Origin of the sequence: Streptomyces rugosispiralis (genome assembly GCF_024505145.1) — a bacterium.
GTDB classification, from domain to species: domain Bacteria; phylum Actinomycetota; class Actinomycetes; order Streptomycetales; family Streptomycetaceae; genus Streptomyces; species Streptomyces rugosispiralis.
The window spans coordinates 98,108-118,456 of sequence record NZ_JANIAA010000009.1 but is presented as its reverse complement, the minus strand read 5'-3'; the positions used below and the strand labels follow the sequence as shown (position 1 = coordinate 118,456).

Here is a 20,349-nt window from a genome sequence, read left to right as displayed (position 1 = left end):
GCGTCAGGACCTCGGCAAACAGCGGCGGTTCGCGGTCCTCCCTCCGGGTATCACCTGGTCGGGGCGGGATCACATGTCATCGAGGGGAAATGCACGAGGAGTTGAGGCCATGCCGTCCTGGTTCGAAGGGCCGCTCGCCGCCTTTGACACGGAGACCACGGGTGTCGATGTCGAGCATGACCGGATCGTATCGGCGGCCCTGGTGGTGCAGCGTGGGACCGGAAGTCTGCCGGAGATCCGGCGCTGGCTGGTGAGTCCGGGCGTGCCGGTGCCGCCGGCCGCCACCGAGATACACGGTTTGACCGACGATCACCTCCAGCGTCACGGCAGATGGCCGGCGCCGGTGGTGGACGAGGTGACGCGGGCGATAGCGGAGCAGGTCGCTCGGGGCACCCCGCTGGTGGTCATGAACGCGCCGTTCGATCTGACCCTGCTGGACCGGGAGTTGAAGCGGCATCGCAACTCCAGCCTGGCGGGCTATCTTTCGCTGCGCTCGATGACCGTTCTGGATCCGCGGGTGCTGGACAAGCATCTGGACCGCTATCGCAAGGGCCGCCGCACCCTGATCGATCTGTGTGCGCACTACGGCGTGGAGCTGACCGGCGCGCATGACGCGGCGGCGGACGCGGCGGCCGCGCTGCATGTCGTACGGGCGGTGGGCCGCCGGTTCGCCTCCCGTCTTGAGACGCTGACGCCCGCCGAGCTGCACGCGCGCCAGACGGTCTGGTACGCGGCGCAGGCCCGGGGGCTGCAGGCGTGGTTCGCGCTCAACGGCTCGGACGAGGTCTGCGATCCGGCCTGGCCGCTGCGGCCGGACCTGCCGGCCGCGGCCTGAACGCTCGGGTCCGGCGGCGTCGCGGTGCGCCCGACGCTCAGGCCCGGCGGAGCGAGAACGGGTGGCCGGCCGGGTCGGAGTAGATCCGTATGTCGCGCGGGCCACCGTTGTTCTTGGTGTCCAGCGGCCGCGCGCCCAGGTCGACGACCTGACGCTCCGCGGCGTCGATGTCCTCCACCAGCAGGTCCAGATGCGCCTGCTGGGAGTCGTCCGGCCGTGGCCAGCTGGGCGGGGCGAAGCCGTGGTCCCGCAGGAAGGCCATCCGTGACCCGCCGGGTGCGACGATCTCGACCCGGTCGGGGGTGGTCAGCGGCTGGATCTCCGCGCCGAGCACCCGGGCGTAGAACTCGGCGAGCTCTTCGGGTTCGGCGCAGTCCAAGGACAGAACGGCTGCGGTCGCGACGGCCATGAGTTCCCCTCCACATCGTCACCCACGGAAGTTTTATCCGGATACCCCACTCCCGGCCGTACAAGCACATAAACAGGAGGCCGGGCCGCCTGCTGGCGGCCCGGCCTCCTGGGGTGGTGGGCGATACTGGGTTCGAACCAGTGACCTCTTCGGTGTGAACGAAGCGCTCTCCCACTGAGCTAATCGCCCGGGTTGTTCTCTTCGGGTTCTCCCCGGCGGAACGACCTGAACAATACAGGTCGCGGCGGGTTTGGTTCAAACCGTGTTTCCGCCGGAGGGCCCGGAGGCCGGGCCGGACGGCGCCTCGGCCGGACCGGCGGGGCGCGCGGCGAGGTACGCCCGCAGCCCCCGCAGCCCGGAGCGCATCATCAGGGCGTGGTTGACCCGGAAGACGGGGCGCCCGGGGAGCGCGAGACGGCGCAGCAGCGGCTTGCGGGCCACCACCTCCTGTTCGAAGAGGGCGCGGGTGCCGGTCCCCCGGGGCAGCACCGTCCAGCGCGCCCAGCCCTCCAGATCGCCCGCGAACCCGATCTCCAGCACGCCGTCCGCCGGGTCCTGGCGCGCCTCGCTGACGGTCAGCCGCAGGTCGTAAGGGATGAGGGAGCGGAAGCGGGCGGCGCCGCTGCGCTCGTCGATCCGCCGGACCTCACGGACCTGGGGCCACCACTGCGGATAGTCGTCGCCGTTCGCCAGCACCGCGAAGACGGCGGCGGGCGGTGCGTCGAGATCCCATCGGCTGCGGAAGCGGTAATGGCACCAGTCCATGCCCTCAAGTGTGCGGCAGCGAACCGGGGACGGCCGCACCTACCCGGGCAGCCTGTCGCCGACGAGCGCCAGGTTCTGGATCGCGGCGAGGCCGTACTGCGCGGTGGCGTTGGTGCTCACCCAGGCCGCCTCGACGCCGGGCTCCAGCACGTCCGGGCCCTCCACCCGCACCGACTTCCAGCTGATGGTGGCATCCGGGTAGCCGTCGCCCTCGTGGTACTCGGTGAACTTCTGCCAGGCGCGGGCGGCCAGCCTGTCGTCCTCGAGCTGGACGGCGGCGTAGGCGTCGAGCCGGGAGTGGCCCTGGACCAGGATCAGGGAGCCGAAGTCGGTGCCGTAGCGGGCCTTCTGCTCGGCCTTGGTGGCGTTGAAGTAGCGGCAGTAGTCCAGCCATGCCTCCTTGAACTTCGGCAGGTCGATGAGGTCGATCACCTCGGCGCAGACCTCGACCAGGCCGAAGACCGCGGACAGATGGGAGACGCTGACCTCGGGCCGGTCGGCGATGGCGTATTTGCCGGTGTCGAGGTCGTACAGCCCGCTGCCCTGGACGAAGCCGTTGGGCTGGGCCGCGATGGTCTCCATGGTGGAGCGCAGCCGCGCCTCGGCCTTCTTCGCCTTCGGGCCGCGCCGCTCCCATTCGGTGAGCCAGGCCCCGGCGAGGCCGCTCCAGTCGGTGCCGAAGCCGATGTCCAGGGCGTGCGGATCGGGCTCGTAGTCGGGGTCGTCGCGGACCTTGCGCTGTGGATCGAGGACGAGGAAGGTCTCGTCGGAGTCGACGAGGGCGTGCATGATGTCGCCGATCCGCTCGTCCGCGGTGAGGAAGTAGTAGTAGCGGCGGTACAGGGCGGTGGAGATGCGCTGCTGTTTGGCGCTGTCGGCGAAGTGCTGGACGCCGTGCCGGGTGCCGAGCCCGGCCCATGTGCCGAGGTGGTAGGCGTCGACCTCGCCGGTGTGCCGGGTCATGGATTCGGCGAAGCGGAAGATGTCGGAGCGGCCGGAGCGCAGATACGCCAGCCACAGCCACAGGTCGGGCGAGAGTTCGGAGTTGTCCCAGGCGTAGCCGCCGACGTCGTACCGCCACTGGTGCCGGTCGCCGTCGTACGTGTGCATGATGTCGCCGTAATCCCAGAAGCCGTACCAACGGCGCTGTTCGACCTGGCCCTTGTGGTAGTCGAAGAGGAAGTCCAGCCGGTCCTCGATCTTCGCCTTGGCGGGGGTGGAGCGGTCGACGGGGGCGAAGAGGCCGCCGAAGACCTTGGCGCGGGCCAGGTCGGCCGGTCCGGCGGCCAGTTGGGGCGGGGTGCGTACGGCGGCGGCCTGCCGGACGAGGGTGTCGGCGTCGGGAGTGGCCGCGTTGGCCCAGAAGGTGAGTTCGCTGGTGCGGGCGATGCCGTACGGGGTGCCGAACTCCGGCTCGTAGTCCTCGTAGGTGATGTTGAGGCCCTCGAGCTGTTCCGGATAGGTGTCCTGGCCCATGCCGTCGTGGTAAAAGCGCAGGTCCATGGGCTGGGCCTCGGGCGACCAGAGCCACAGGGTGACCTCGGCCTCGGCCCCGGCGGCGCCGCGGATGTCCAGTTGGGCGGGGAACTTCTCCCAGAAGTCGCGCAGTCCGAAGGAGAGTCCGCCGCTGACGCCGCCGACGTAGCCGAAGCCGCTCGCCCGGCCGCCGCCGCCCGCCGCGATCCAGCCGTGGCCGGGCTTGGTGCGCTTGCGCAGGGTGAAGCCGTCGGCGGAGAGCTGGGAGAGGGTGTAGTCGCCCCAGGTGGGGATGAGGTGCAGCCGCGAGGTGACGCGCTGGTCCCAGCCGGCCGGGTCGGGCAGCTTCTCGCCCTTGACCTGGGCGGTGCGGACGCCCGCGCCGGGGTCGCGGCGCAGCCCGGTGACGCCCTTGACGGCCTCGGTGAGGAATCCCTTGCCCTCGCCCGCGATACGGATGTGGCGGTCGTACGCCTCGTCGCGCATCGGCACGGAGAAGCGGACGCCGAGGCCGCGGATGAAGTCTCTGTCCTGGTCGCCGTCGAACGTGATCGTGTGCACCATACGGAAGGAGTCGGCGCCCGCGTAGAAGTAGAGCCGGACGCTGAAGGGGAGCCAGGCGCGGCGGCCCTTACGGTGCTTGCCGTCGATGCGGACCACGGCGCGGACGGGGCCCTTCTGCTCGACCTTCGCCCCGCTGATCTCGCCGTCGAACCGCTCCCACTCGACGCGGCCATGGTCGCCGTCGTCCACGTCGCCCTGGCGGAGCAGGACCAGCCGGCCGTCGCGGGCGATCTCGGTGGAGCCACGGGTGACCGAGCGCATGAGCTGCTTGCCGTCCTTACCGATGACGGCCTTGATGACCCCGGTGTCGACGGTGATCCTGCCGCCGGTCTCGGAGACGGTGACCTTCTTGGCGGGCGCGGCGGGCGTGCCGGTGGTGAGCTGGTAGGCGCTGCCGGTGAGGCCTTCCCCCGCCGCGTGGGCGGTCCACTTCAGCGAGCCGTCGGGCCAGTAGGCGGTGGCCCAGGTCTGCAGGGGCACATGTGTGCCGTCGGCGGTGGTCAGCGCGAACGTCCGGTCGCCGGGGTGGGCGCCCTTGGGCCAGGGGACGCCGAAGGTGGAGCCCGCGGCCGCGCCCAGGCCGCCGTCCTCCAGCCAGGTGATGTCCACGGGCCCGTCGGCGGCCTTCGCGGCGGGGCTGTCGGCGGCGGCCCGCGGGGCGTTGTGGGCGAGCAGCCAGGAGAACGGCACGGCGGCGCCGGTGGCGGCGGCGGCCTTGAGGAGGTTGCGTCGGGGGATCGGGGGCATGTCCGCTTCACCTTTCGTACGGGGCAGGTGCATGACATGAGCGCGCGGAGGGGCGGAGGCGCGGGGGGCCGCGCCTTGGGCGGGCGGCGCCTGGGGAGGACGGCGCCGGTGGTGGGACGGCGGCGAGGGCGAGACGGCGCCGGGGGCGGGTCAGGCGCGGGCGCGGCGCTCCACCGCGACCGCACAGCCCGCGAGGGCGCCCGCCGCCGGGGCGATCAGCGGCAGCATCTGCCAGGCCGCGACGGCGAGTACGGCGAGCCCGCCGATGAGCAGCAGCGATCCGCCGGGGTCGGCGGCCAGTCCCTGGCGCGCGGCGGTACGGGCGGCGGCCGGCCAAGCGATGCCGGGCCGCCGTAAGGCCGCCGTCCGCAGCCCGAGGACGACCGCCGCGAGCAGGCCCGCCACGCTCACGGCGATCAGCGCGGGCCCGCCGGGCAGGGCCCCGGAACGGGCCACCCGCAGATCGAAGGCGAGCAGCGCGAGCGCCGCCCACCACAGCAGCGAGAACCGCCAGCCGCTCCGGGTCGCCTCCCGCAGCCCGGCCAGGAAGTCCCGCCAGGTGGACCGCTCACCGTCCAGATGACGGCCCAGGTGCGCACAGCCCGCGGCGAACGCGGGCAGCAGAGTGATCACCGGCAGGGCGGCGAGCACCACCCAGACGCCGGTCAGCAGGCATTCGGCGAACAGCGCGAACCGCAGCGGGCCGTGCGCGGCGCGCCGTACGGCGGCCTCTCCTCCGGCATCTCCCATGGCTTGCCCCATGGCATCTCCCCTGGCTTGTCCCATGACGGCCTCAGCCCTTCAGCCCGGAGGTCGCCGCGCCCTCGACCAGATAGCGCTGGAAGGCCAGGAAGAACAGCAGCACCGGCAGCAGGGCGACCATCGACATGGCGACCATCCCCCCGTAGTCGGCGACGGAGTCCTGGTCGATGAAGAGCTTCAGGCCCAGCGAGACCGTGTACTTGTCCGGTTCGTTGAGGTAGAGCAGCGGCCCGATGAAGTCGTTCCAGGACCAGATGAAGGTGAAGATCGCGCTGGTGATCAGGGCCGGGCGGCACAGCGGCAGCACGATGTTCCAGTAGATGCGCAGATGGCCGCAGCCGTCCAGCCGGGCCGCCTCGTCCAGCTCCCGGGGCAGCCCGCGCATGAACTGCACCATCAGGAAGACGAAGAAGGCGTCCGCGGCCAGGTACTTGCCGAGCAGCAACGGCACATACGTGTTGATCAGGCCCAGCTTCTGGAACAGGATGTACTGCGGAATGATCAGCACCTGGAACGGCAGCAGCAGGGTGGAGATCATGAGCGTGAAGAGCGCGTTGCGCCCGGCGAAGCGGATCCTGGCGAAGGCGTAGGCCGCCAGCGAGCAGGAGAACAGCACGCCGATCACCGAACCGGCCGCCAGCAGCAGCGAGTTGGTGAAGAAGGTCGAGATCGGCACGTCGGCGATGCCGTCGCTGAGCCGGCGGTAGTTGTCGGTGATCGGAGCGGTGGGCAGCAACTGGAGGCTGCCGACGATCTGGTCACCGGGCTTGAACGAGCCGCCGATCACCCACACCACGGGGTAGAGGATCACCGCCAGTACGGCCAGCGCCCCCAGGTGCCAGATCACCGAGCGCGCCCGGGGGCGTCCCACCATCGTGGTCATCTGGCGTCCTCCTCGTAGTGCACCCAGCCGCGCTGGGTCTTGAACAGCACGGCGGTCACCAGGCCGATGCCGAGCATCAGCATCCAGGCCATCGCGGCGGCGTAGCCCATGCGCAGATTGCGGAAGCCCTGTTCGTACAGGTACCAGCCGTAGACCAGCAGGGAGTCCCCCGGTCCGCCGGTGTTGGTGCCCGACCCCGCGATCACCACCGCCGAGGTGAAGACCTGGAACGAGTGGATGAGCTCCAGCAGGAGGTTGAAGAAGAGCACCGGGGAGATCATCGGCAGGGTGATGGACCGGAACCGCCGCCAGCGGCCGGCGCCGTCCATCTCGGCGGCCTCGTACAGCTCGCCCGGCACCTGCTTCAGCCCGGCCAGGAAGATCACCATCGGCGCGCCGAACTGCCAGACGGTCAGCGTGGTGAGAGTGGGCAGCGCCCAGTCCGGGTCGCCGATCCAGCCGCCGACGTCCCATCCGAAGAGACTCATCGACTTGTCGACGACGGCGTCGTCGTTGAAGATCGCCCGCCAGACGATGCCGATGCTCACGCTGGCGCCGATGAGCGAGGGGGCGTAGAACGCCGAGCGGTAGAAGCCCTGGCCCTTACGGGGTTTGACCAGCAGCAGCGCCACGGCGAGGGCCGCCGCCAGCTTCAGCGGGGTGCCGATCAGTACGTACTTCAGCGTCACCTGGACCGAGGTCCACCAGCGGTCGTCCTGGAAGAGGTCCTGGAAGTTCTTGAACCCGATCCACCGGGGCGAGTCGAAGAGGTTGTAGTCGGTGAACGCCAGATAGAGCGAGACGAGCATCGGGCCGAGGGTGAGCAGCAGGATCCCGATGCACCAGGGCGTCAGGAAGAGATAGCCCGCGAGGGTCTCCCGGCGGCCCCGCCGCCGCCCCGCCGCCGGGGCGGGGCGGGTGCCGGGGGCGGCCTTCCCGGCGGCCGTCCCGCCGGGAGGCCGCACTCCGTCCGCCGCACGCGTCGTGGTCGGTGTCACGGAAGCTCTCCTCACGAGCCGAGCGCGGACTCGGCCTCGCTGAAGAACTGGTCGACCGCCTTGCCCATCGAGCTCTGCCCCAGCGCGACCTGGGTGTAGATCCGCAGGAAGGCGGCCTCGGCGACATCGGCGCCGGCCGGGTGCGGGGTGATCGGCTCCAGCTTGGCGCTCACGCTCTTCTCATACGCGGCGATCTTGGCGTCGACGCCCTGCGGCTTGTAGGCGTCGTACTGGGCGGTGGTCGCCGGGATGCCGCGGTTGTAGCCCATGATCTTGCCCACCTCGGGATCATGGGTCATGAAGTCGATGAACTGGGCGACTTCCTTGGGGTGGTGGGTGCGGGCGGAGCCGCTGAGCATCAGCGAGGAGAGGTACTGGGCGGTGCGCTTGCCGTCCGTGGTCGGGACGGGCCCGAGGTCGAGAGTGGTCTTGGTCTCGGCGGCGAAGCGGACCAGGAAGTTGTCCCAGGTGAACTCGGAGGCCGACAGATCGGCGCTGATCGACGCCTTGGGCTTGGCCTGCTCGGACTTCTTGCCCGGCACCAGTTCATCGGCCTTGGCGTGCTGCTGCCAGCGGCCCCACCACTCGGTGAGGTCGTCCTTGGTGAAGCCGAGCTTGCTGTCCTTGGTGAAGAACGCCTTGCCGTTCTGCCGCAGATACAGGTCGTAGAGGTACATCACATTGGCGTTGTCGCTGGCGCCGTAGAGGGTGCCGTCGCTCTTGCGCACCTTCTTGGCGGCCGCGAAGAAGTCGTCCCAGGTCCATCCGTCCTTGACGGTCACTCCGGCCTTCTGGAACGCGTCCGGGTTGTAGAAGAAGGCGAAGGTATTGGCGCCGACCGGCACTCCGAGGAGCTTGCCGTCGATATCCCCGGCCTTCTCCAGTCCGTCGCGGAATCCCTTCAGGCTGAGATTTCCGGCGTCGGCCTGACCATTCAGATCCAGCAGAAGGTTCTTGTCGCCGTATTTGCGCAGGAAGGCGTAGGAGTTCTGGAAGACGTCCGGGGCGTTTCCGCCCGCGGCCTGGGTATTGAACTTGCTCCAGAAGTCGGTGTATTCGGAGAAGTCCGTCTTGACCTTGATGTTCGGATGTTCCTTCTCGAAGAGCTTGACCGTCTTCTGGATCAGCTCCGCGCGGTCCTTGGCGCCCCACCACGAGTAACGGATGGTCACCTTGCCGTCCCCGGAACCGCTTCCGCCGCCACAGCCGGTGGCCAGCAGCCCCAGCACGGCCGCCGCGGCCGCTGCCGCCCGGACCCCTCTCGCCCTCGCCGTCCATCGCCCAGCACCCATGACACGCCCCTCCCGGGCAGGTCGTCCGACTGCCCCCGCTAGCTTGAAACGTTTTAGGCAAGCGCTTGCCGGGACAAGTTAGGGACCAACGAGGCGTACGTCAACGGTTCGGACAGGATCACTCAGGATCGAGGTGAAGCGCTTCGACGAAAGCGCTTGGGAGAGCCGCGCCGAGCACTCGGCGGCACGGCGGCACGGGACACCTTCGGACATGCGACAACGCCGAAGGCCCGGGAGGCTGATGCCTTCCGGGCCCTCGGTCCAGGGTGGGCGATACTGGGTTCGAACCAGTGACCTCTTCGGTGTGAACGAAGCGCTCTCCCACTGAGCTAATCGCCCTGGCGCACGCCCAACATTAGCGCATGCCGAACCGTGCTCATGACCAGTCCCACGACGCCGGACCGCTCACTGCTCGATCTTCCACGGCATCACGATGCCGAACTTCCACACGTAGGCCGACAGCGCCACGGCGCAGATCACCACCGCGATCGTGGTCAGTATGAGATTGCGCCTGCGCACCCTCGGATCCAGGGCGCGGTGCGCCGCCTCGGTGACCTTGCGCTTGGTCCAGGCCAGCACCAGCTGGGCCCAGACGAACTCGGTCGCCCAGATCGCCATTCCGGCGAAGATCACCAGCCACCCGGGACCGGGCAGGGGCAGCAAAATGACGCCCAGAACCACGACCCCGAGACCGACGATGAACACGCCGACCTGCCAGCTCAGGTGGAGCGGGCGCGACCGTCTGATGAACCGCGGCGCCCGGGAGCCCCACACCGGCTCCTTCGCCGACGCGTCGCCCCCCGTCGCGACCTGGGACCCCGCCTCATCGGCCCCACGCCGCCCGTCACTCTCCGCATTCATGTGACCCAACTTACCTGATCGTTTGAAGTCACCGGAACGGCGGTAGCGGCCGGTCCGGAGCTGGGCCGCATGAGCTACCAGAAGAGCCGCAAAACGGTCAGAGGGGTTTACAACGGCACCGTAGGTGGCATGTCGATTTCGCCGACGTGCGAATCCCCGAGCGCACACTGAGCGAAAGGCCCTGGCGCTTATGAACACCACGGTCAGCTGCGAGCTGCACCTGCGCCTCGTTGTGTCGAGCGAATCCTCACTGCCTGTACCCGCGGGCCTGCGGTATGACACGGCCGACCCTTACGCCGTGCACGCCACCTTCCACACCGGAGCCGAAGAGACGGTCGAATGGGTGTTTGCCCGCGATCTTCTCGCCGAGGGTCTGCACCGGCCCACCGGCACCGGCGATGTCCGGGTGTGGCCGTCCCGCAGCCACGGCCAGGGAGTCGTCTGCATCGCCCTGAGCTCCCCGGAGGGGGAGGCACTGCTCGAAGCCCCGGCGCGGGCCCTGGAGTCGTTCCTGAAGCGAACCGACGCCGCGGTGCCACCCGGTACCGAACACCGCCATTTCGACCTCGACACAGAGCTCTCCCACATCCTGGCGGAGAGCTGAGACCCGGCGAGAGCTGAGCGCTCGGCCGTCCGACTCGGGGAGACGGCGCGAGCCGGGGCGCGACCGCATCACGTACCGACGATCCCGATCATGGCAATCCCGACAATCGCAGAGGCAGGCGACGGTGCCGTCGCCGCGGCGGCGTCCGCGGTGACGGCACCGTCGTATGACCGTCCGGCACCGCCGCCGGACCGCCCGGCACCGCCGCCGGACCGCCCGGCACCGCCGCCGGACCATCCGGGCCGCCTGGTGAACGTCCGGGGCCCGGCAGGACTAGAGTCGGGCAGATCGAGGGCAGCCCAGGGGCAGCCGCCGACCCAGCCGGCCAGGGAGCCAATCGTGCTGATCAACCACGACACCCGGTGCGCGCTCGACGCCGTCGTCGATCTGGTGAACACCGCGCCCGAGGGCGCGGACCGGGACGACCTCGCCGATGTCGCCGCACTGCGCCGGTTCGTCGAGCGCAATGCCATCAGCGACATCGGCACGCTCGGGGAGCGCGACCTCACCGCGGTACGGGCCGTACGGACCCGGTTCGCCGAGGTCTTCGCGGCGGCCGGGAACGAGGCCGCCGCCCGCCGCACCGCGGAACTGCTCAACGCGATGATCGCCGCGGCCGGCACCACGCCCCGGCTCACCGACCACGACGGCTACGACTGGCATGTGCACTACTTCGCGCCCGGTGCCTCGCTGGCCGACCACCTCGCCGCCGACTGCGGGATGGCGCTGGCGTTCCTCGTGGTGGGGGGCGAGCGGGAGCGGCTGCGCCGCTGTGAGGCCCCGGACTGCCGCCACGCCTTCGTGGACCTGTCCCGCAACCGCTCCCGGCGCTACTGCGACAGCCGCACCTGCGGCAACCGGCTGCATGTCGCCGCCTACCGCGCCCGGCGCCGCGAGGCCGCGAGCTGACTTCCGCGTACGGGGTTCGGAGGCCGGGCGGGGCGCCGCCTCACCGCCGATGAGCGGGTCACCATCGGTAACCGGACCGGGCGCCGCCTCACCACCGGTAGAGGTCGTGGACGGCGGTCACGAAGAGCAGCATGCCGATGAAGGCCAGGAACAGCATCAGCGGCGGCTGCGAGAGGGCGAAGAGACAGCCACGGGTCTCGTCGCTCGGCGGAACAGGGGGTCCTTCGATGGGGGATTGCTCCCCGGGCGGTGATTGCAACATCTCGCGGAGATCATGACCCAGCCATGAGCCCGCCTGCGAACGGTGATCGTTTTTTGATCGGTCGCTTGTCAGATCCCGTGCTTTTTGAGTATGGCCTCGATGTCGGAGAAGTCATCTGTGCCAGAGCTCGTTCCACCCTTGGTCTTCGGCTTCTCCGCCGCCTTGGACCCGCCGGCTCCCCGGCCCGGCCCCAGCGCGGGCTCCGAGGCCCCCGCCGACACCCCGCCGGCACGTTCGGCCGCGGCCGCCGCGCGGCGCTCCTTACGGGTGCCACCGGAGCGGTGCTCGACCGCCCGCGTGATCATGAACAGCACCCAGGAGAGGCCCAGCAGGCCGAAGCCCAGCCAGATGCTCGGCTTGAAGACCAGGTCGGTCAGCCAGTCCAGGATCCCGGTCATGGCCAGGCCCAGCGGGATCAGGGCATAGGCGGCGATCCGCGTCGCCGCCAGGAACCGCTTGCGGTAGGCGGTCACCCCGGCGATGCCCAGACCGGCCGCGGACAGCGCGGCGCAGATGGTGTCGGTCAGCATCGTTCCTCCCGTGAACTGGGCTTCCGGTATGTCCATCGTGCACCCCGTAAGGCGGCCAGGGCCATGGCCCGAGCCCGGGATCAGGGACATCTCCGGGTACGGAGCAGGGTCCGGGGGCTGGAAGACTGGCCCCATGAGCCACACCGACCCCTCCCCCCGTCCCGTGCTCGACGTCTGGTGCGAGCTGCAGTGCCCCGACTGCCGTACCGCCCTGGGCGATGTGCGCGCACTGCGCGACCGCTTCCAGGACACGCTGGACATCCGGCTGCGCCACTTCCCGCTGGAGCGCCACCGGCACGCCCACGCGGCGGCTCAGGCGGCCGAGGAGGCCATCGCCCAGGGGCGCGGCTGGCCGTTCGTCGAGGCCGTCCTGGAGCGTACCGAGGAGCTCGGGACCCGCGGTGAGCCGGTGCTGGTGGAGGTGGCCCGGGAACTGGGTCTTGACGCCGAGGAGATGGACACCGCGCTGGTCGACGGCCGGCACATCCTGATCGTGGACGCGGACCAGGCCGAGGGCCGGGCGATCGGGGTCACCGGCACCCCCACCTATGTGATCGGCGGCGAGCGGCTCGACGGCGGCAAGAGCCAGGAGGGGCTGCGGGAGCGCGTCGAGGAGATCGCCGCCCGGCTCGTCGCCGAGCGGTCCTGAAGCTCTGAGGGCAAGCTCTGAGGGCCAGCTCCGAGGGCGCTCGGCACAGACTCTTACAGCAGCGGCTTGTAGAGCTGGTACTCGATCGGCTCGTAGCCGAGCGACTCGTACAGCCGCAGCGCCGGAGTGTTGCCGCCGAAGACGTGCAGGCCCAGGCTGTGCGCCCCGTGCGCCAGGCCGGCCCGCTCGGCGGCCAGCATCAGGGTCCGGCCGTGCCCGTGGCCGCGGTGCTCCTCGGCGACCTCGACGGCGTAGACGTACGCCTCCCCGCTCTCGGCGGCGTCGGGCTCCCCCTCGCGCAGCGCGATCCAGACGGTGCCCACGTCCGTGCCGCCGTGGGCGAGGACGCGCAGCAGGGCCGCGGGGGTGTCCGGGCCCTGCGGCAGCAGCCTCGCGTAGTCGGTGTCCGCCTTGGTATCGGCCTGCTGCCGGGTGAGTCCGCGCTTCAGCAGATCGGCGACGTATCCGGCCCGCTCGTGGGCGTGCCACGCCGGGTAGTCGGTCTCCGTGAGGGGACGTATCGCGCTGCCCTCGGGCAGCTCCGGCGGGTCCGTGAGCCGCTTGAGCATGTTGCGGCCGCGCTCGCGGTAGCCGAGCGCGGCCGTGAGCCCGAGGGCGGTCGTGGCCGACGCGGGGACGCTCACCATCAGCTGGGTGCAGCCCCAGCCGCGCAGCACCTCCTCGGCGGCGAGCGCGGCGACCGTGCCGCGGCCGCGGTGCCGGTCGGCCTCGTCGATGTGGAGCCGCTCGATACGCCCGGCCGCCGGGCCCAGGAGGGCGTCGGTGGCGAGGCTTACGGAACCGACGGGGCGGCCGTTGACGCACACCTCGTACGCGCGGGCACGCCCGCCGCCGTCGGTGTGCCGTTCGGGCGCGGTGGGCCGCAGAGTGGTGGTCACGAAGGTGTTCTACCGGCCCGCCGGGCGATCGTCACCCGTTTTCCGGCGCGGATCCGCCGCGATCGGCGGTTCGGGCCCCGGGCTTGGCCCGCTCAGGGCCCCGATGTCCCCCGCCGCCCGCTCGGGGCCCGATGCCCCGGCGGCCCGCTCAGGGATCGATGTCGGCGGCCGCCCGCTCAGGGATCGATGTCGGCGGCCGCCCGCTCGACGAAGATCCGCAGGGCCTCGGCGGTGACCGGCCCCGGGGCGCCGGGCAGGGTGTGGCCGTCCACGCGGTGGACGCCCTGTACGTCGCGGGTCGTGGAGGTCATGAAGACCTCCTCGGCCCGGTACAGCACGTCCAGCGGCAGATCGGTCTCCTTGGCGCCCACCCACTCCAGCACCAGGGCGCGGGTGATCCCGGCGAGGCAGCCGGAGGAGAGCGGCGGGGTGTGCAACTGGCCGTCGAGGACCACGAAGACGTTGGAGCCGGTGCCCTCGCAGAGCGCGCCGACCGTGTTGCCGAAGAGTGCCTCGGTGGCGTCCTGCTCACGGGCGCGGGCGAGCGCCATCACGTTCTCGCCGTACGAGGTGGTCTTGAGGCCGGTGAGCGCCCCGCGCTCGTTGCGCGCCCAGGGGACGGTGACCACGGCCGTGGCGTCGGGCCTGCGGGCCGCCTCGACCAGCGCGACCACCACGGTGGGCCCGGCCGTGCCCCGGTCGGAGCCGAGCGGTGAGATCCCCCCGGTGTAGGTGATCCTCAGCCGTCCGAACGCCACGGGGTGGGCCTTGAGCACCTCCTCGCAGCCCCGCCGCACCTCGTCCAGGTCCGGCTCGGGAAGCCCCAGGCCCGTGGCCGAGCGGGCCAGCCGCCGCAGATGGCGGGTGAGGGCGAAGGCCCGCCCCTCGGTGGCCTTGACGGTCTCGAAGACGCCGTCGCCGACGGTGAGCCCATGGTCGAACACGGACACCATCGCGCTGTCCGGGTCGCAGAGGGATCCATCGAGCCAGATGGCCGGTTTCATCGCGTCGCCCTTCCCGTCGTCTGCTGTACACCCGACGCTACCGCGAGCAGCCGGGCGGCCTTGAGTTCCGTTTCGTCCCATTCGCGCTCCGGGTCTGAGCCCCAGGTGATGCCCGCCCCGGTGCCGAACCGCAGCACGGCCCCGGCCGGGCCGCCGCGGTCGATCCAGAAGGTCCGTATCCCGACCGCCAGCTCACCGGTGCCGCGGTCGGCGTCGACCCAGCCGATACCGCCGCAGTACGGGCCGCGGGGCGCGGTCTCGAGCTCCGCTATGACGCGCAGCGCGCTGGACTTGGGCGCGCCGGTGACCGAGCCGGGCGGGAAGGTGGCCGCGAGCAGTTCCGGCCAGCCGGTGCCGGGGGCGAGTTCGCCGCGCACCGTGGAGACGAGGTGGACCAGTCCGGGGTGCGGTTCGACCGCGCACAGCGCCGGGACGGTCACCGAGCCGGTGGCGCAGACCCGGCCCAGGTCGTTGCGGACCAGGTCCACGATCATCACGTTCTCGGCGTGGTCCTTCTCCAGCAGGTCCTCGGGGCCGCGGCCGGTGCCCTTGATGGGGCCGGACTCCACGGTGCGCCCGGTGCGCCGCAGGAACAGTTCGGGCGAGGCCGTGGCGACCTCCACCCCGTGGGCCGGCAGCCTTACGGTCCCCGCGTACGGGGCGGGGTTGCCCAGGGCCAGCAGCGCGGTCAGCGCGTCCACATCGGCCCCGGCCGGATCGGGCAGCGGCGCGGACAGCACCCGGCAGAGGTTGGCCTGGTAGACCTCGCCGGCCGCGATCCGCCGCCGGATGGTGCGCACCCCGGCGGTGTAGGCGGCCCGGTCCAGTGACGAGGCCCACTCCCCCACCGCGGGACCGCGCCAGCCGCCGGGCGCGGGCGGCGGCACCGGCTCGGCCCGTACATCGCCGAAGCGAGCGCAGACCAGACGGCCTTCGAAGTCCGCGACAACGGCCCAGAAACCCTGGGCTTCCAGGGCCGACGGGTCGCTGGTGACATCCCGTAGATCGGTGGCGAGCAGGCCGCCGAAGCGGGCGAGCGGGGGCAGGTCGTGCACGGTTGCGAGTCTATGGTGCCCAGGTCAGGGCGGTCCCGGGAGGGAGTGCGGCGCGCGAGCAGGGCAGCACGCTGCGGAAACGGAATTTGAGCTGGCCCCGGAATCCGCTAGAGTTCAACACGTCGCCGGGACGCGGAAGCGCCCCGGAGAAACGACACCTGCGGACGTGGCTCAGTTGGTAGAGCATCACCTTGCCAAGGTGAGGGTCGCGAGTTCGAATCTCGTCGTCCGCTCGGAGTGGGGGTTTCGACCCCCACGGCTGGTGGAGTGGCCGAGAGGCGAGGCAACGGCCTGCAAAGCCGTCTACACGGGTTCAAATCCCGTCTCCACCTCGGACGATTAGCTCAGCGGGAGAGCGCTTCCCTGACACGGAAGAGGTCACTGGTTCAATCCCAGTATCGTCCACTCGGATCCTCACGGATCCACCCTGCGCGATTAGCTCAGCGGGAGAGCGCTTCCCTGACACGGAAGAGGTCACTGGTTCAATCCCAGTATCGCGCACGCAGTCCCGCGGACGATTAGCTCAGCGGGAGAGCGCTTCCCTGACACGGAAGAGGTCACTGGTTCAATCCCAGTATCGTCCACATCGATCGCCGGAGGGCCGGAGCGAAAGCTCCGGCCCTCCGGCGTTTCCCGGGTCAGAAGCTTCTCAGGACGAGAAGAGCATGTGCCCGAAGCCGCGCTTGTGATGGCCGTGGTGGCCGCCGTGGTGTCCGTGCTGCGGGGCGCCCCACGCGGGTGCGGCCGGGTACGCCTGCGGGGCACCGGGCGGAGCGGGCGGCACCGCTTGCGTCCACTGCGACTCAAGGCGGGTCAGCGCCTCCAACTCCCCATAGTCCAGGAAGATCCCCCGGCAGCCGCTGCACTGCTCTATCTGCACGCCATTGCGGTTGTACGTGTGCATCGGCGCATGGCACTTGGGACACTGCATGGTCCGCTCAACTCCTCATGCTTCGGACAGGCGCGCCGCAACTTGCCTCCGGGCGCGTGGACTTCACCCTACGGCCTCATCCCGCGGCCTCCATGAAGTGGGCGATGCGGACGGATGCCTCCACCATCGCCTCCTCGGCCTCGTCCAACGCCCGCCCGGCGGCCGCCGCCTTGGCGAGCGCGAGCGCGGCGGTCTGGACGGTGAGGGCGCGGGCCGGCACGTCCAGCCGCGGCCAGGGGTCACGCTCCCCCGCGGCGGAGCCGCCCGCGGCCCGGTACGCGCCCAGGAACCGCCCCCAGTCCTCGGCGGCGAGCAGCCCGGCGGCGTACCAGGCGGCGGGGCGGGCGAGGTCCCAGGCCGGGTCGCCGAGGCCGAGGTCATCGATGTCGATCAGCCGCCAGTCGGTGGCACGGTGGCGGATGAGCTGGCCGAGGTGGAGATCGCCGTGGCAGAGCCCGATGCGTTCGCCGCCTTCGTCACCTTTGTTCATGCGATCCGTACGGTCGTCACCTTTGTTCATGTGATCCGTACGGTTCACGCCCCGCGCCCAGCCGGGCAGTCCGGTCCAGGCCCGCAGCACGGCCCGGGTGGCCACGCTGTCGGGGAGCGCCGCCGCGCGCAGCCGGGCGATGGCGCGGGCCGCCTTGGCCGGGCCGCGCATCGCCGGGAGCGGGCCGGGCAGTTCGGCGATCGGTACGGAGTGCAGCCGGGCCAGCAGCTTCCCCGCCTCGACCCAGGGGACGGCGTCCGGGGCGTCGGGCGCCACGGGTTCGCCGTACGGCCAGAGGGTGACCTGCCGCCCGTCGGGCAGCGCCCCCATGCCGTCGACCGGCGGCAGCAGTATCTCCGCGCACCGGGGGTGGGCCGCGACACCGAGCCGTACCGCCAGCTCGGCCGGGTCCGTACCGGGCGGATGCGCCTTGGCGACGACGTGGCCGCACCGGACGACGGTGCCGTCCGGCCGGTCCGCCAGGACGGTCACCTCGGCGGTGGCGTCGCGCTGGGCCCGGCGGAGGGCGGTGACGAGCTGCGCCGCGGTTTGGCTCACGGCTCCCCCATGTTCATTCGGCTGCCCCGGGATCGTAGCCCTTGCCGGGCGAGGTGCCGGGGCTCCGGACCTCCTGGTGTCGGGCGATACACCCGCGCGCGGACCTCTCGTTCTCCCGCTCCGTGGATGGGTTACAGATTTTGAACTCTGTAACAATGGCGGTAGCTTTCGGTGCCATGGACACACGACACACGGGAACCGACGCGCCGGAGGACCTGCCGAGCAACTGGGGCCGGTGGGGCGCGGACGACGAGCGCGGCACGCTCAACCTCATCACCGGGGAAGCCCGGGCCAGGGGCGCCGCGGAGGCCCGCACCGGGCGGACGGTGTCACTCGCGCTTCCGATCCGGCCGGCGCCGCTCATCAGCGGCCCCTTCGCGCCCGCCACCCAGGACGCCTCGCCGGTCCAGCAGATGATGGTCTACGTCGGCTCCCCGGCGCCCGCGACGGCGGATGTGATGCTGGTGACCAACCACCACCCGCGCTCCACGCATCTCGACGCGCTGGGGCACTCGATCCGGGACGGGCGGGTCTATCCGGGGCGGCCCGTGGACGAGGCCGTGACACCGGCCGGTGCCCGGCACGGCTCCACAGCGGCGTACGCCGCCGGGATCGCCACCCGGGGAATCCTGCTCGATCTGGCGGCCGACGGCCCGCTGCCCAGTGGCCACGCGGTCACCTCGCGGGACTTCGAGGCGGCCGAGGAGCGCCAGGGCGTACGGCTGGAGTCCGGGGACGCCCTGGTGGTGCGCTGTGGATGGCCCATGACGCCCGACCCCGACCGGCCGATGCCGGGGATGAGCCTGGACGCGGTGCGCTGGATGCACCGGCGCGGTGTGTCGCTCTACGCGGGCGACATCGGCGACCCGCACCCGGACCTGGACCCCGCCTGCCCCTTGCCGCTGCACCGGGTCGCCCTGCCGATGATGGGCCTGCCCCTGATCGACGCCGCGGAGGTGAACGAGCTCGCCGCCGTCTGCGCGGAGCTGGGCCGCTATGCTTTCCTGCTCACCGTGGCGCCGCCGCGTATCCACGGGCTGACCGGGGTGCCCGTCAACCCACTCGCGGTCTTCTGACCCGCCACCAGGAGGAACTGGCAGTGAGGGAGCAGTCGGTGCCGGACGCCGGGGCCGGGAGCCGCGCGGTGCGGTTCGTCCGGAACGCGGTGCGGTTCGTACGGAACGGCGAACGGTTCGTACGGAACGGCGAGCCCTGATGCGTTCGGGCCCCCTCGACGCCGAGACCATCCTGACGGCCACCGAGGACGTGCTGCGCCGCCATGGACCGGCGAAGGCCACGGTGCTGGACGTGGCGCGGGTTCTGGGGGTCAGCCACGCCAGCGTCTACCGCCACTTCCCGTCCAAGGCGGCGCTGCGCGAAGCCGTCACCCGGCGCTGGCTGGGCCAGGCGCGCGACCCCCTCGCGGCGGTCGCGGCCGACACCCGGCAGGCCCCGCCCGAGCGGCTCCGCACCTGGTTCACCACACTCTTCACCACCAAGCGGACCCTGCTGTCCGAGGACCCGGAGCTCTTCGCCACCTACCGGGTCCTGACCGCCGAGCACAGCAGCGCGGCCGCCGACCATGTGGCCGAACTGATCGAGCAGCTGCGCGGCATCATCGCCGACGGCGTCACCAGCGGCGACTTCGCCTCCCCCGACCCCACCGCGACGGCGCGCACCGTCTTCGCCGCCACCATGGCCTACCACCACCCCGCCCACGCCCCCGAATGGCAGACCCCGGGGGCCGAGGCCGCCCTGCGGTCCATCTGCGCCTTGCTCATCGACGGCCTGCGCCCGCGCTGAACAACCAGCTGCCTCGCGAACCCGGCTCGGCATCACCGCCCCCGTGGCGGCGGCCCCGGCGCCCGAGCCCCGTGCAGGGCCGTGAAGGGGTCACGACGGCGGTCCGAACGGGTCCGGAAAGGCGCGATGCCCGGACAGCTCCCCAGCTGTCCGGGCATTCGTGCCGTCCGCCGCACCCCCGTCCCCACGGGGTTAATGGCCGGAAGTCCCCGGCCCGGGCCGCTCTCCCGGGCCCGGGGCGCCTCAGCGCCCCAGCATTCCCGCCACGGACGACGCTTGTGTGACGACGGCATCCCAGCCGCCGAAGGTGATGGTCAGGAGGATGGCCATCGGCAGCACCATCGCCGCCGCGACCAGAGGATGGCGGGTGCCGGTCTGCGGGCCGCCGAACGCGTCCACCGCCGCGCTCGCGGACCTGCGACGACGTGTTCCGATGAGCGTGCGTCCAGCCGTGTCCGCCATCGTCCCTCCTCCGTCACATCTGGGGCGGCGAGCGTCTGACCTCGGGGGACGAGTGCTGCGCCCGCCGCTTGACGACAACATTAGGCGCGCGGCCCGGTCCTCGGCGTCATGCCTTCGTACCGATTGCCGGGCCTCCCGGAGGATGACCCCGGGAGGCGTCGACTACTCCCCTGGGTGGAGATGCGCGCTCACGCCTTGGGGTCTTCCCGGAGGGGACCGCGGAAGGGATGCCTCCGGGAGCCCTCCGGAGCCCGCGGAGGGTGCCCCTCCGAGCGCCTGCGGACGCTACTCACCCTCCCCCTCCTCGCTCCGCTCCACCGGCTGCTCCACCAGGGCCAGCACCCGGTTGGCCATGAAGCGGGCCGTCCGCACAACGGACCCATTACGGGTGACTTCGCTCACTTCCACCACCCCCCGCCGGACCGCCGTCTCGACCCTCCGGCCCGCCCTGGTGGCCACCACTTCATACGTCCGCGTCGTGTCCCCCGCGTCCACGACTATCTCCACACGATCACCCTTCACGGTCTCAATCCCCCTTCTGAGACGGCCTTTTGAGATCACGCAGCAGCGGGCCCGAGCGCGGATTGCCACGATTCCGGCC

Annotated in this window: 23 protein-coding genes and 7 tRNA genes; 11 read left to right on the top strand and 19 right to left on the bottom strand. The window is 71.2% G+C overall.

Going from position 1 to position 20,349, the window contains the following annotated elements; translation table 11 throughout:
- The first annotated feature begins 109 nt into the window (after nucleotides 1-109).
- The gene (locus tag NP777_RS17130) at nucleotides 110-835 is read left to right on the top strand and encodes a 3'-5' exonuclease (RefSeq protein ID WP_256651013.1); all 726 of its coding nucleotides are present in this window, start codon (nucleotides 110-112) and stop codon (nucleotides 833-835) included.
- A 37-nt stretch (nucleotides 836-872) separates the two neighbouring features.
- Here NP777_RS17130 and NP777_RS17125 read toward each other — a convergent pair whose 3' ends face one another.
- From NP777_RS17125 to NP777_RS17080, 10 genes are all read right to left on the bottom strand, one after another.
- On the bottom strand, nucleotides 873-1,244 hold the full coding sequence (locus NP777_RS17125) for a VOC family protein (RefSeq protein WP_256651012.1): 372 nt from the start codon (nucleotides 1,242-1,244) through the stop codon (nucleotides 873-875).
- A 114-nt stretch (nucleotides 1,245-1,358) separates the two neighbouring features.
- Nucleotides 1,359-1,433: transfer RNA gene (locus NP777_RS17120), tRNA-Val, on the bottom strand.
- A gap of 66 nt (nucleotides 1,434-1,499) precedes the next feature.
- The gene (locus NP777_RS17115) at nucleotides 1,500-2,009 is read right to left on the bottom strand and encodes an SRPBCC family protein (protein WP_256651011.1); all 510 of its coding nucleotides are present in this window, start codon (nucleotides 2,007-2,009) and stop codon (nucleotides 1,500-1,502) included.
- 39 nt (nucleotides 2,010-2,048) lie between these two features.
- Entirely contained in the window at nucleotides 2,049-4,796 is a 2,748-nt protein-coding gene (locus NP777_RS17110; protein ID WP_256651010.1) for an exo-rhamnogalacturonan lyase family protein, read from the bottom strand.
- A gap of 150 nt (nucleotides 4,797-4,946) precedes the next feature.
- Complete coding sequence (locus NP777_RS17105; protein WP_256651009.1) at nucleotides 4,947-5,558, bottom strand: hypothetical protein; 612 nt, start codon at nucleotides 5,556-5,558, stop codon at nucleotides 4,947-4,949.
- 31 nt (nucleotides 5,559-5,589) lie between these two features.
- Nucleotides 5,590-6,441 (bottom strand): carbohydrate ABC transporter permease, encoded by an 852-nt coding sequence (locus NP777_RS17100; protein WP_256651008.1) that lies wholly within the window; start codon nucleotides 6,439-6,441, stop codon nucleotides 5,590-5,592.
- Complete coding sequence (locus tag NP777_RS17095) at nucleotides 6,438-7,439, bottom strand: carbohydrate ABC transporter permease (protein ID WP_391858529.1); 1,002 nt, start codon at nucleotides 7,437-7,439, stop codon at nucleotides 6,438-6,440. The genes NP777_RS17100 and NP777_RS17095 overlap by 4 nt, the downstream gene beginning before the upstream one ends.
- Nucleotides 7,440-7,450: 11 nt before the next feature.
- Nucleotides 7,451-8,731: an ABC transporter substrate-binding protein gene (locus tag NP777_RS17090; protein ID WP_256651007.1), complete on the bottom strand. Its 1,281-nt coding sequence runs from the start codon at nucleotides 8,729-8,731 to the stop codon at nucleotides 7,451-7,453.
- A 267-nt stretch (nucleotides 8,732-8,998) separates the two neighbouring features.
- Nucleotides 8,999-9,070, bottom strand: a tRNA-Val gene (locus NP777_RS17085).
- Nucleotides 9,071-9,136: 66 nt separating this feature from the next.
- Complete coding sequence (locus NP777_RS17080) at nucleotides 9,137-9,592, bottom strand: TIGR02611 family protein (RefSeq protein ID WP_256651006.1); 456 nt, start codon at nucleotides 9,590-9,592, stop codon at nucleotides 9,137-9,139.
- A gap of 190 nt (nucleotides 9,593-9,782) precedes the next feature.
- Here NP777_RS17080 and NP777_RS17075 point away from each other — a divergent pair, with 190 nt between their 5' ends.
- Together NP777_RS17075 and NP777_RS17070 are read left to right on the top strand one after the other, a co-directional pair.
- Nucleotides 9,783-10,196 carry an SsgA family sporulation/cell division regulator gene (locus tag NP777_RS17075; protein WP_003959770.1) on the top strand — a complete coding sequence of 138 codons (414 nt, stop codon included), beginning with the start codon at nucleotides 9,783-9,785 and terminating at the stop codon, nucleotides 10,194-10,196.
- Nucleotides 10,197-10,535: 339 nt separating this feature from the next.
- Nucleotides 10,536-11,105, top strand: coding sequence for a CGNR zinc finger domain-containing protein (locus tag NP777_RS17070; protein WP_256651005.1), 570 nt, complete (start codon nucleotides 10,536-10,538; stop codon nucleotides 11,103-11,105).
- A gap of 88 nt (nucleotides 11,106-11,193) precedes the next feature.
- Here the strand turns inward: NP777_RS17070 and NP777_RS17065 are convergent, their stop codons facing one another.
- Nucleotides 11,194-11,367 carry a hypothetical protein gene (locus tag NP777_RS17065; RefSeq protein ID WP_256651004.1) on the bottom strand — a complete coding sequence of 58 codons (174 nt, stop codon included), beginning with the start codon at nucleotides 11,365-11,367 and terminating at the stop codon, nucleotides 11,194-11,196.
- A 68-nt stretch (nucleotides 11,368-11,435) separates the two neighbouring features.
- Entirely contained in the window at nucleotides 11,436-11,897 is a 462-nt protein-coding gene (locus tag NP777_RS17060) for a hypothetical protein (RefSeq protein WP_256651144.1), read from the bottom strand.
- Between the two features lie 133 nt (nucleotides 11,898-12,030).
- Between NP777_RS17060 and NP777_RS17055 the strand changes: the two genes are divergently transcribed.
- A complete protein-coding gene (locus NP777_RS17055; RefSeq protein WP_256651003.1) occupies nucleotides 12,031-12,546 on the top strand; it encodes a DsbA family protein in 516 nt (171 codons plus the stop codon).
- A gap of 53 nt (nucleotides 12,547-12,599) precedes the next feature.
- Here NP777_RS17055 and NP777_RS17050 read toward each other — a convergent pair whose 3' ends face one another.
- The 3 genes from NP777_RS17050 to NP777_RS17040 form a co-directional block, all read right to left on the bottom strand.
- Entirely contained in the window at nucleotides 12,600-13,445 is an 846-nt protein-coding gene (locus tag NP777_RS17050; RefSeq protein WP_256651002.1) for a GNAT family N-acetyltransferase, read from the bottom strand.
- A 176-nt stretch (nucleotides 13,446-13,621) separates the two neighbouring features.
- Nucleotides 13,622-14,449 (bottom strand): aminotransferase class IV, encoded by an 828-nt coding sequence (locus NP777_RS17045; RefSeq protein WP_256651001.1) that lies wholly within the window; start codon nucleotides 14,447-14,449, stop codon nucleotides 13,622-13,624.
- The gene (locus NP777_RS17040; RefSeq protein WP_256651000.1) at nucleotides 14,446-15,504 is read right to left on the bottom strand and encodes a chorismate-binding protein; all 1,059 of its coding nucleotides are present in this window, start codon (nucleotides 15,502-15,504) and stop codon (nucleotides 14,446-14,448) included. The genes NP777_RS17045 and NP777_RS17040 overlap by 4 nt, the downstream gene beginning before the upstream one ends.
- A gap of 160 nt (nucleotides 15,505-15,664) precedes the next feature.
- Between NP777_RS17040 and NP777_RS17035 the strand changes: the two genes are divergently transcribed.
- The 5 genes from NP777_RS17035 to NP777_RS17015 all read left to right on the top strand — a co-directional run bounded on the left by NP777_RS17035 (nucleotide 15,665) and on the right by NP777_RS17015 (nucleotide 16,088).
- Nucleotides 15,665-15,737, top strand: a tRNA-Gly gene (locus NP777_RS17035).
- A 28-nt stretch (nucleotides 15,738-15,765) separates the two neighbouring features.
- Nucleotides 15,766-15,836, top strand: a tRNA-Cys gene (locus NP777_RS17030).
- A gap of 1 nt (nucleotide 15,837) precedes the next feature.
- Nucleotides 15,838-15,909 (top strand) — tRNA-Val (locus NP777_RS17025).
- A 24-nt stretch (nucleotides 15,910-15,933) separates the two neighbouring features.
- Nucleotides 15,934-16,005, top strand: a tRNA-Val gene (locus NP777_RS17020).
- Nucleotides 16,006-16,016: 11 nt separating this feature from the next.
- Nucleotides 16,017-16,088 (top strand) — tRNA-Val (locus NP777_RS17015).
- A 65-nt stretch (nucleotides 16,089-16,153) separates the two neighbouring features.
- On the opposite strand, the gene NP777_RS17010 is transcribed toward NP777_RS17015, so the two are convergent.
- Complete coding sequence (locus tag NP777_RS17010; protein ID WP_020867118.1) at nucleotides 16,154-16,435, bottom strand: TFIIB-type zinc ribbon-containing protein; 282 nt, start codon at nucleotides 16,433-16,435, stop codon at nucleotides 16,154-16,156.
- A 76-nt stretch (nucleotides 16,436-16,511) separates the two neighbouring features.
- Nucleotides 16,512-17,483, bottom strand: coding sequence for a phosphotransferase family protein (locus tag NP777_RS17005; RefSeq protein ID WP_391858528.1), 972 nt, complete (start codon nucleotides 17,481-17,483; stop codon nucleotides 16,512-16,514).
- A 176-nt stretch (nucleotides 17,484-17,659) separates the two neighbouring features.
- Here NP777_RS17005 and NP777_RS17000 point away from each other — a divergent pair, with 176 nt between their 5' ends.
- Together NP777_RS17000 and NP777_RS16995 are read left to right on the top strand one after the other, a co-directional pair.
- On the top strand, nucleotides 17,660-18,559 hold the full coding sequence (locus NP777_RS17000) for a cyclase family protein (RefSeq protein ID WP_256650999.1): 900 nt from the start codon (nucleotides 17,660-17,662) through the stop codon (nucleotides 18,557-18,559).
- Nucleotides 18,560-18,698: 139 nt separating this feature from the next.
- A complete protein-coding gene (locus NP777_RS16995) occupies nucleotides 18,699-19,286 on the top strand; it encodes a TetR family transcriptional regulator (protein ID WP_256650998.1) in 588 nt (195 codons plus the stop codon).
- Between the two features lie 243 nt (nucleotides 19,287-19,529).
- On the opposite strand, the gene NP777_RS16990 is transcribed toward NP777_RS16995, so the two are convergent.
- Entirely contained in the window at nucleotides 19,530-19,748 is a 219-nt protein-coding gene (locus NP777_RS16990) for a hypothetical protein (protein WP_256650997.1), read from the bottom strand.
- Nucleotides 19,749-20,033: 285 nt separating this feature from the next.
- Complete coding sequence (locus NP777_RS16985; RefSeq protein ID WP_256650996.1) at nucleotides 20,034-20,270, bottom strand: hypothetical protein; 237 nt, start codon at nucleotides 20,268-20,270, stop codon at nucleotides 20,034-20,036.
- Nucleotides 20,271-20,349: the final 79 nt, after the last annotated feature.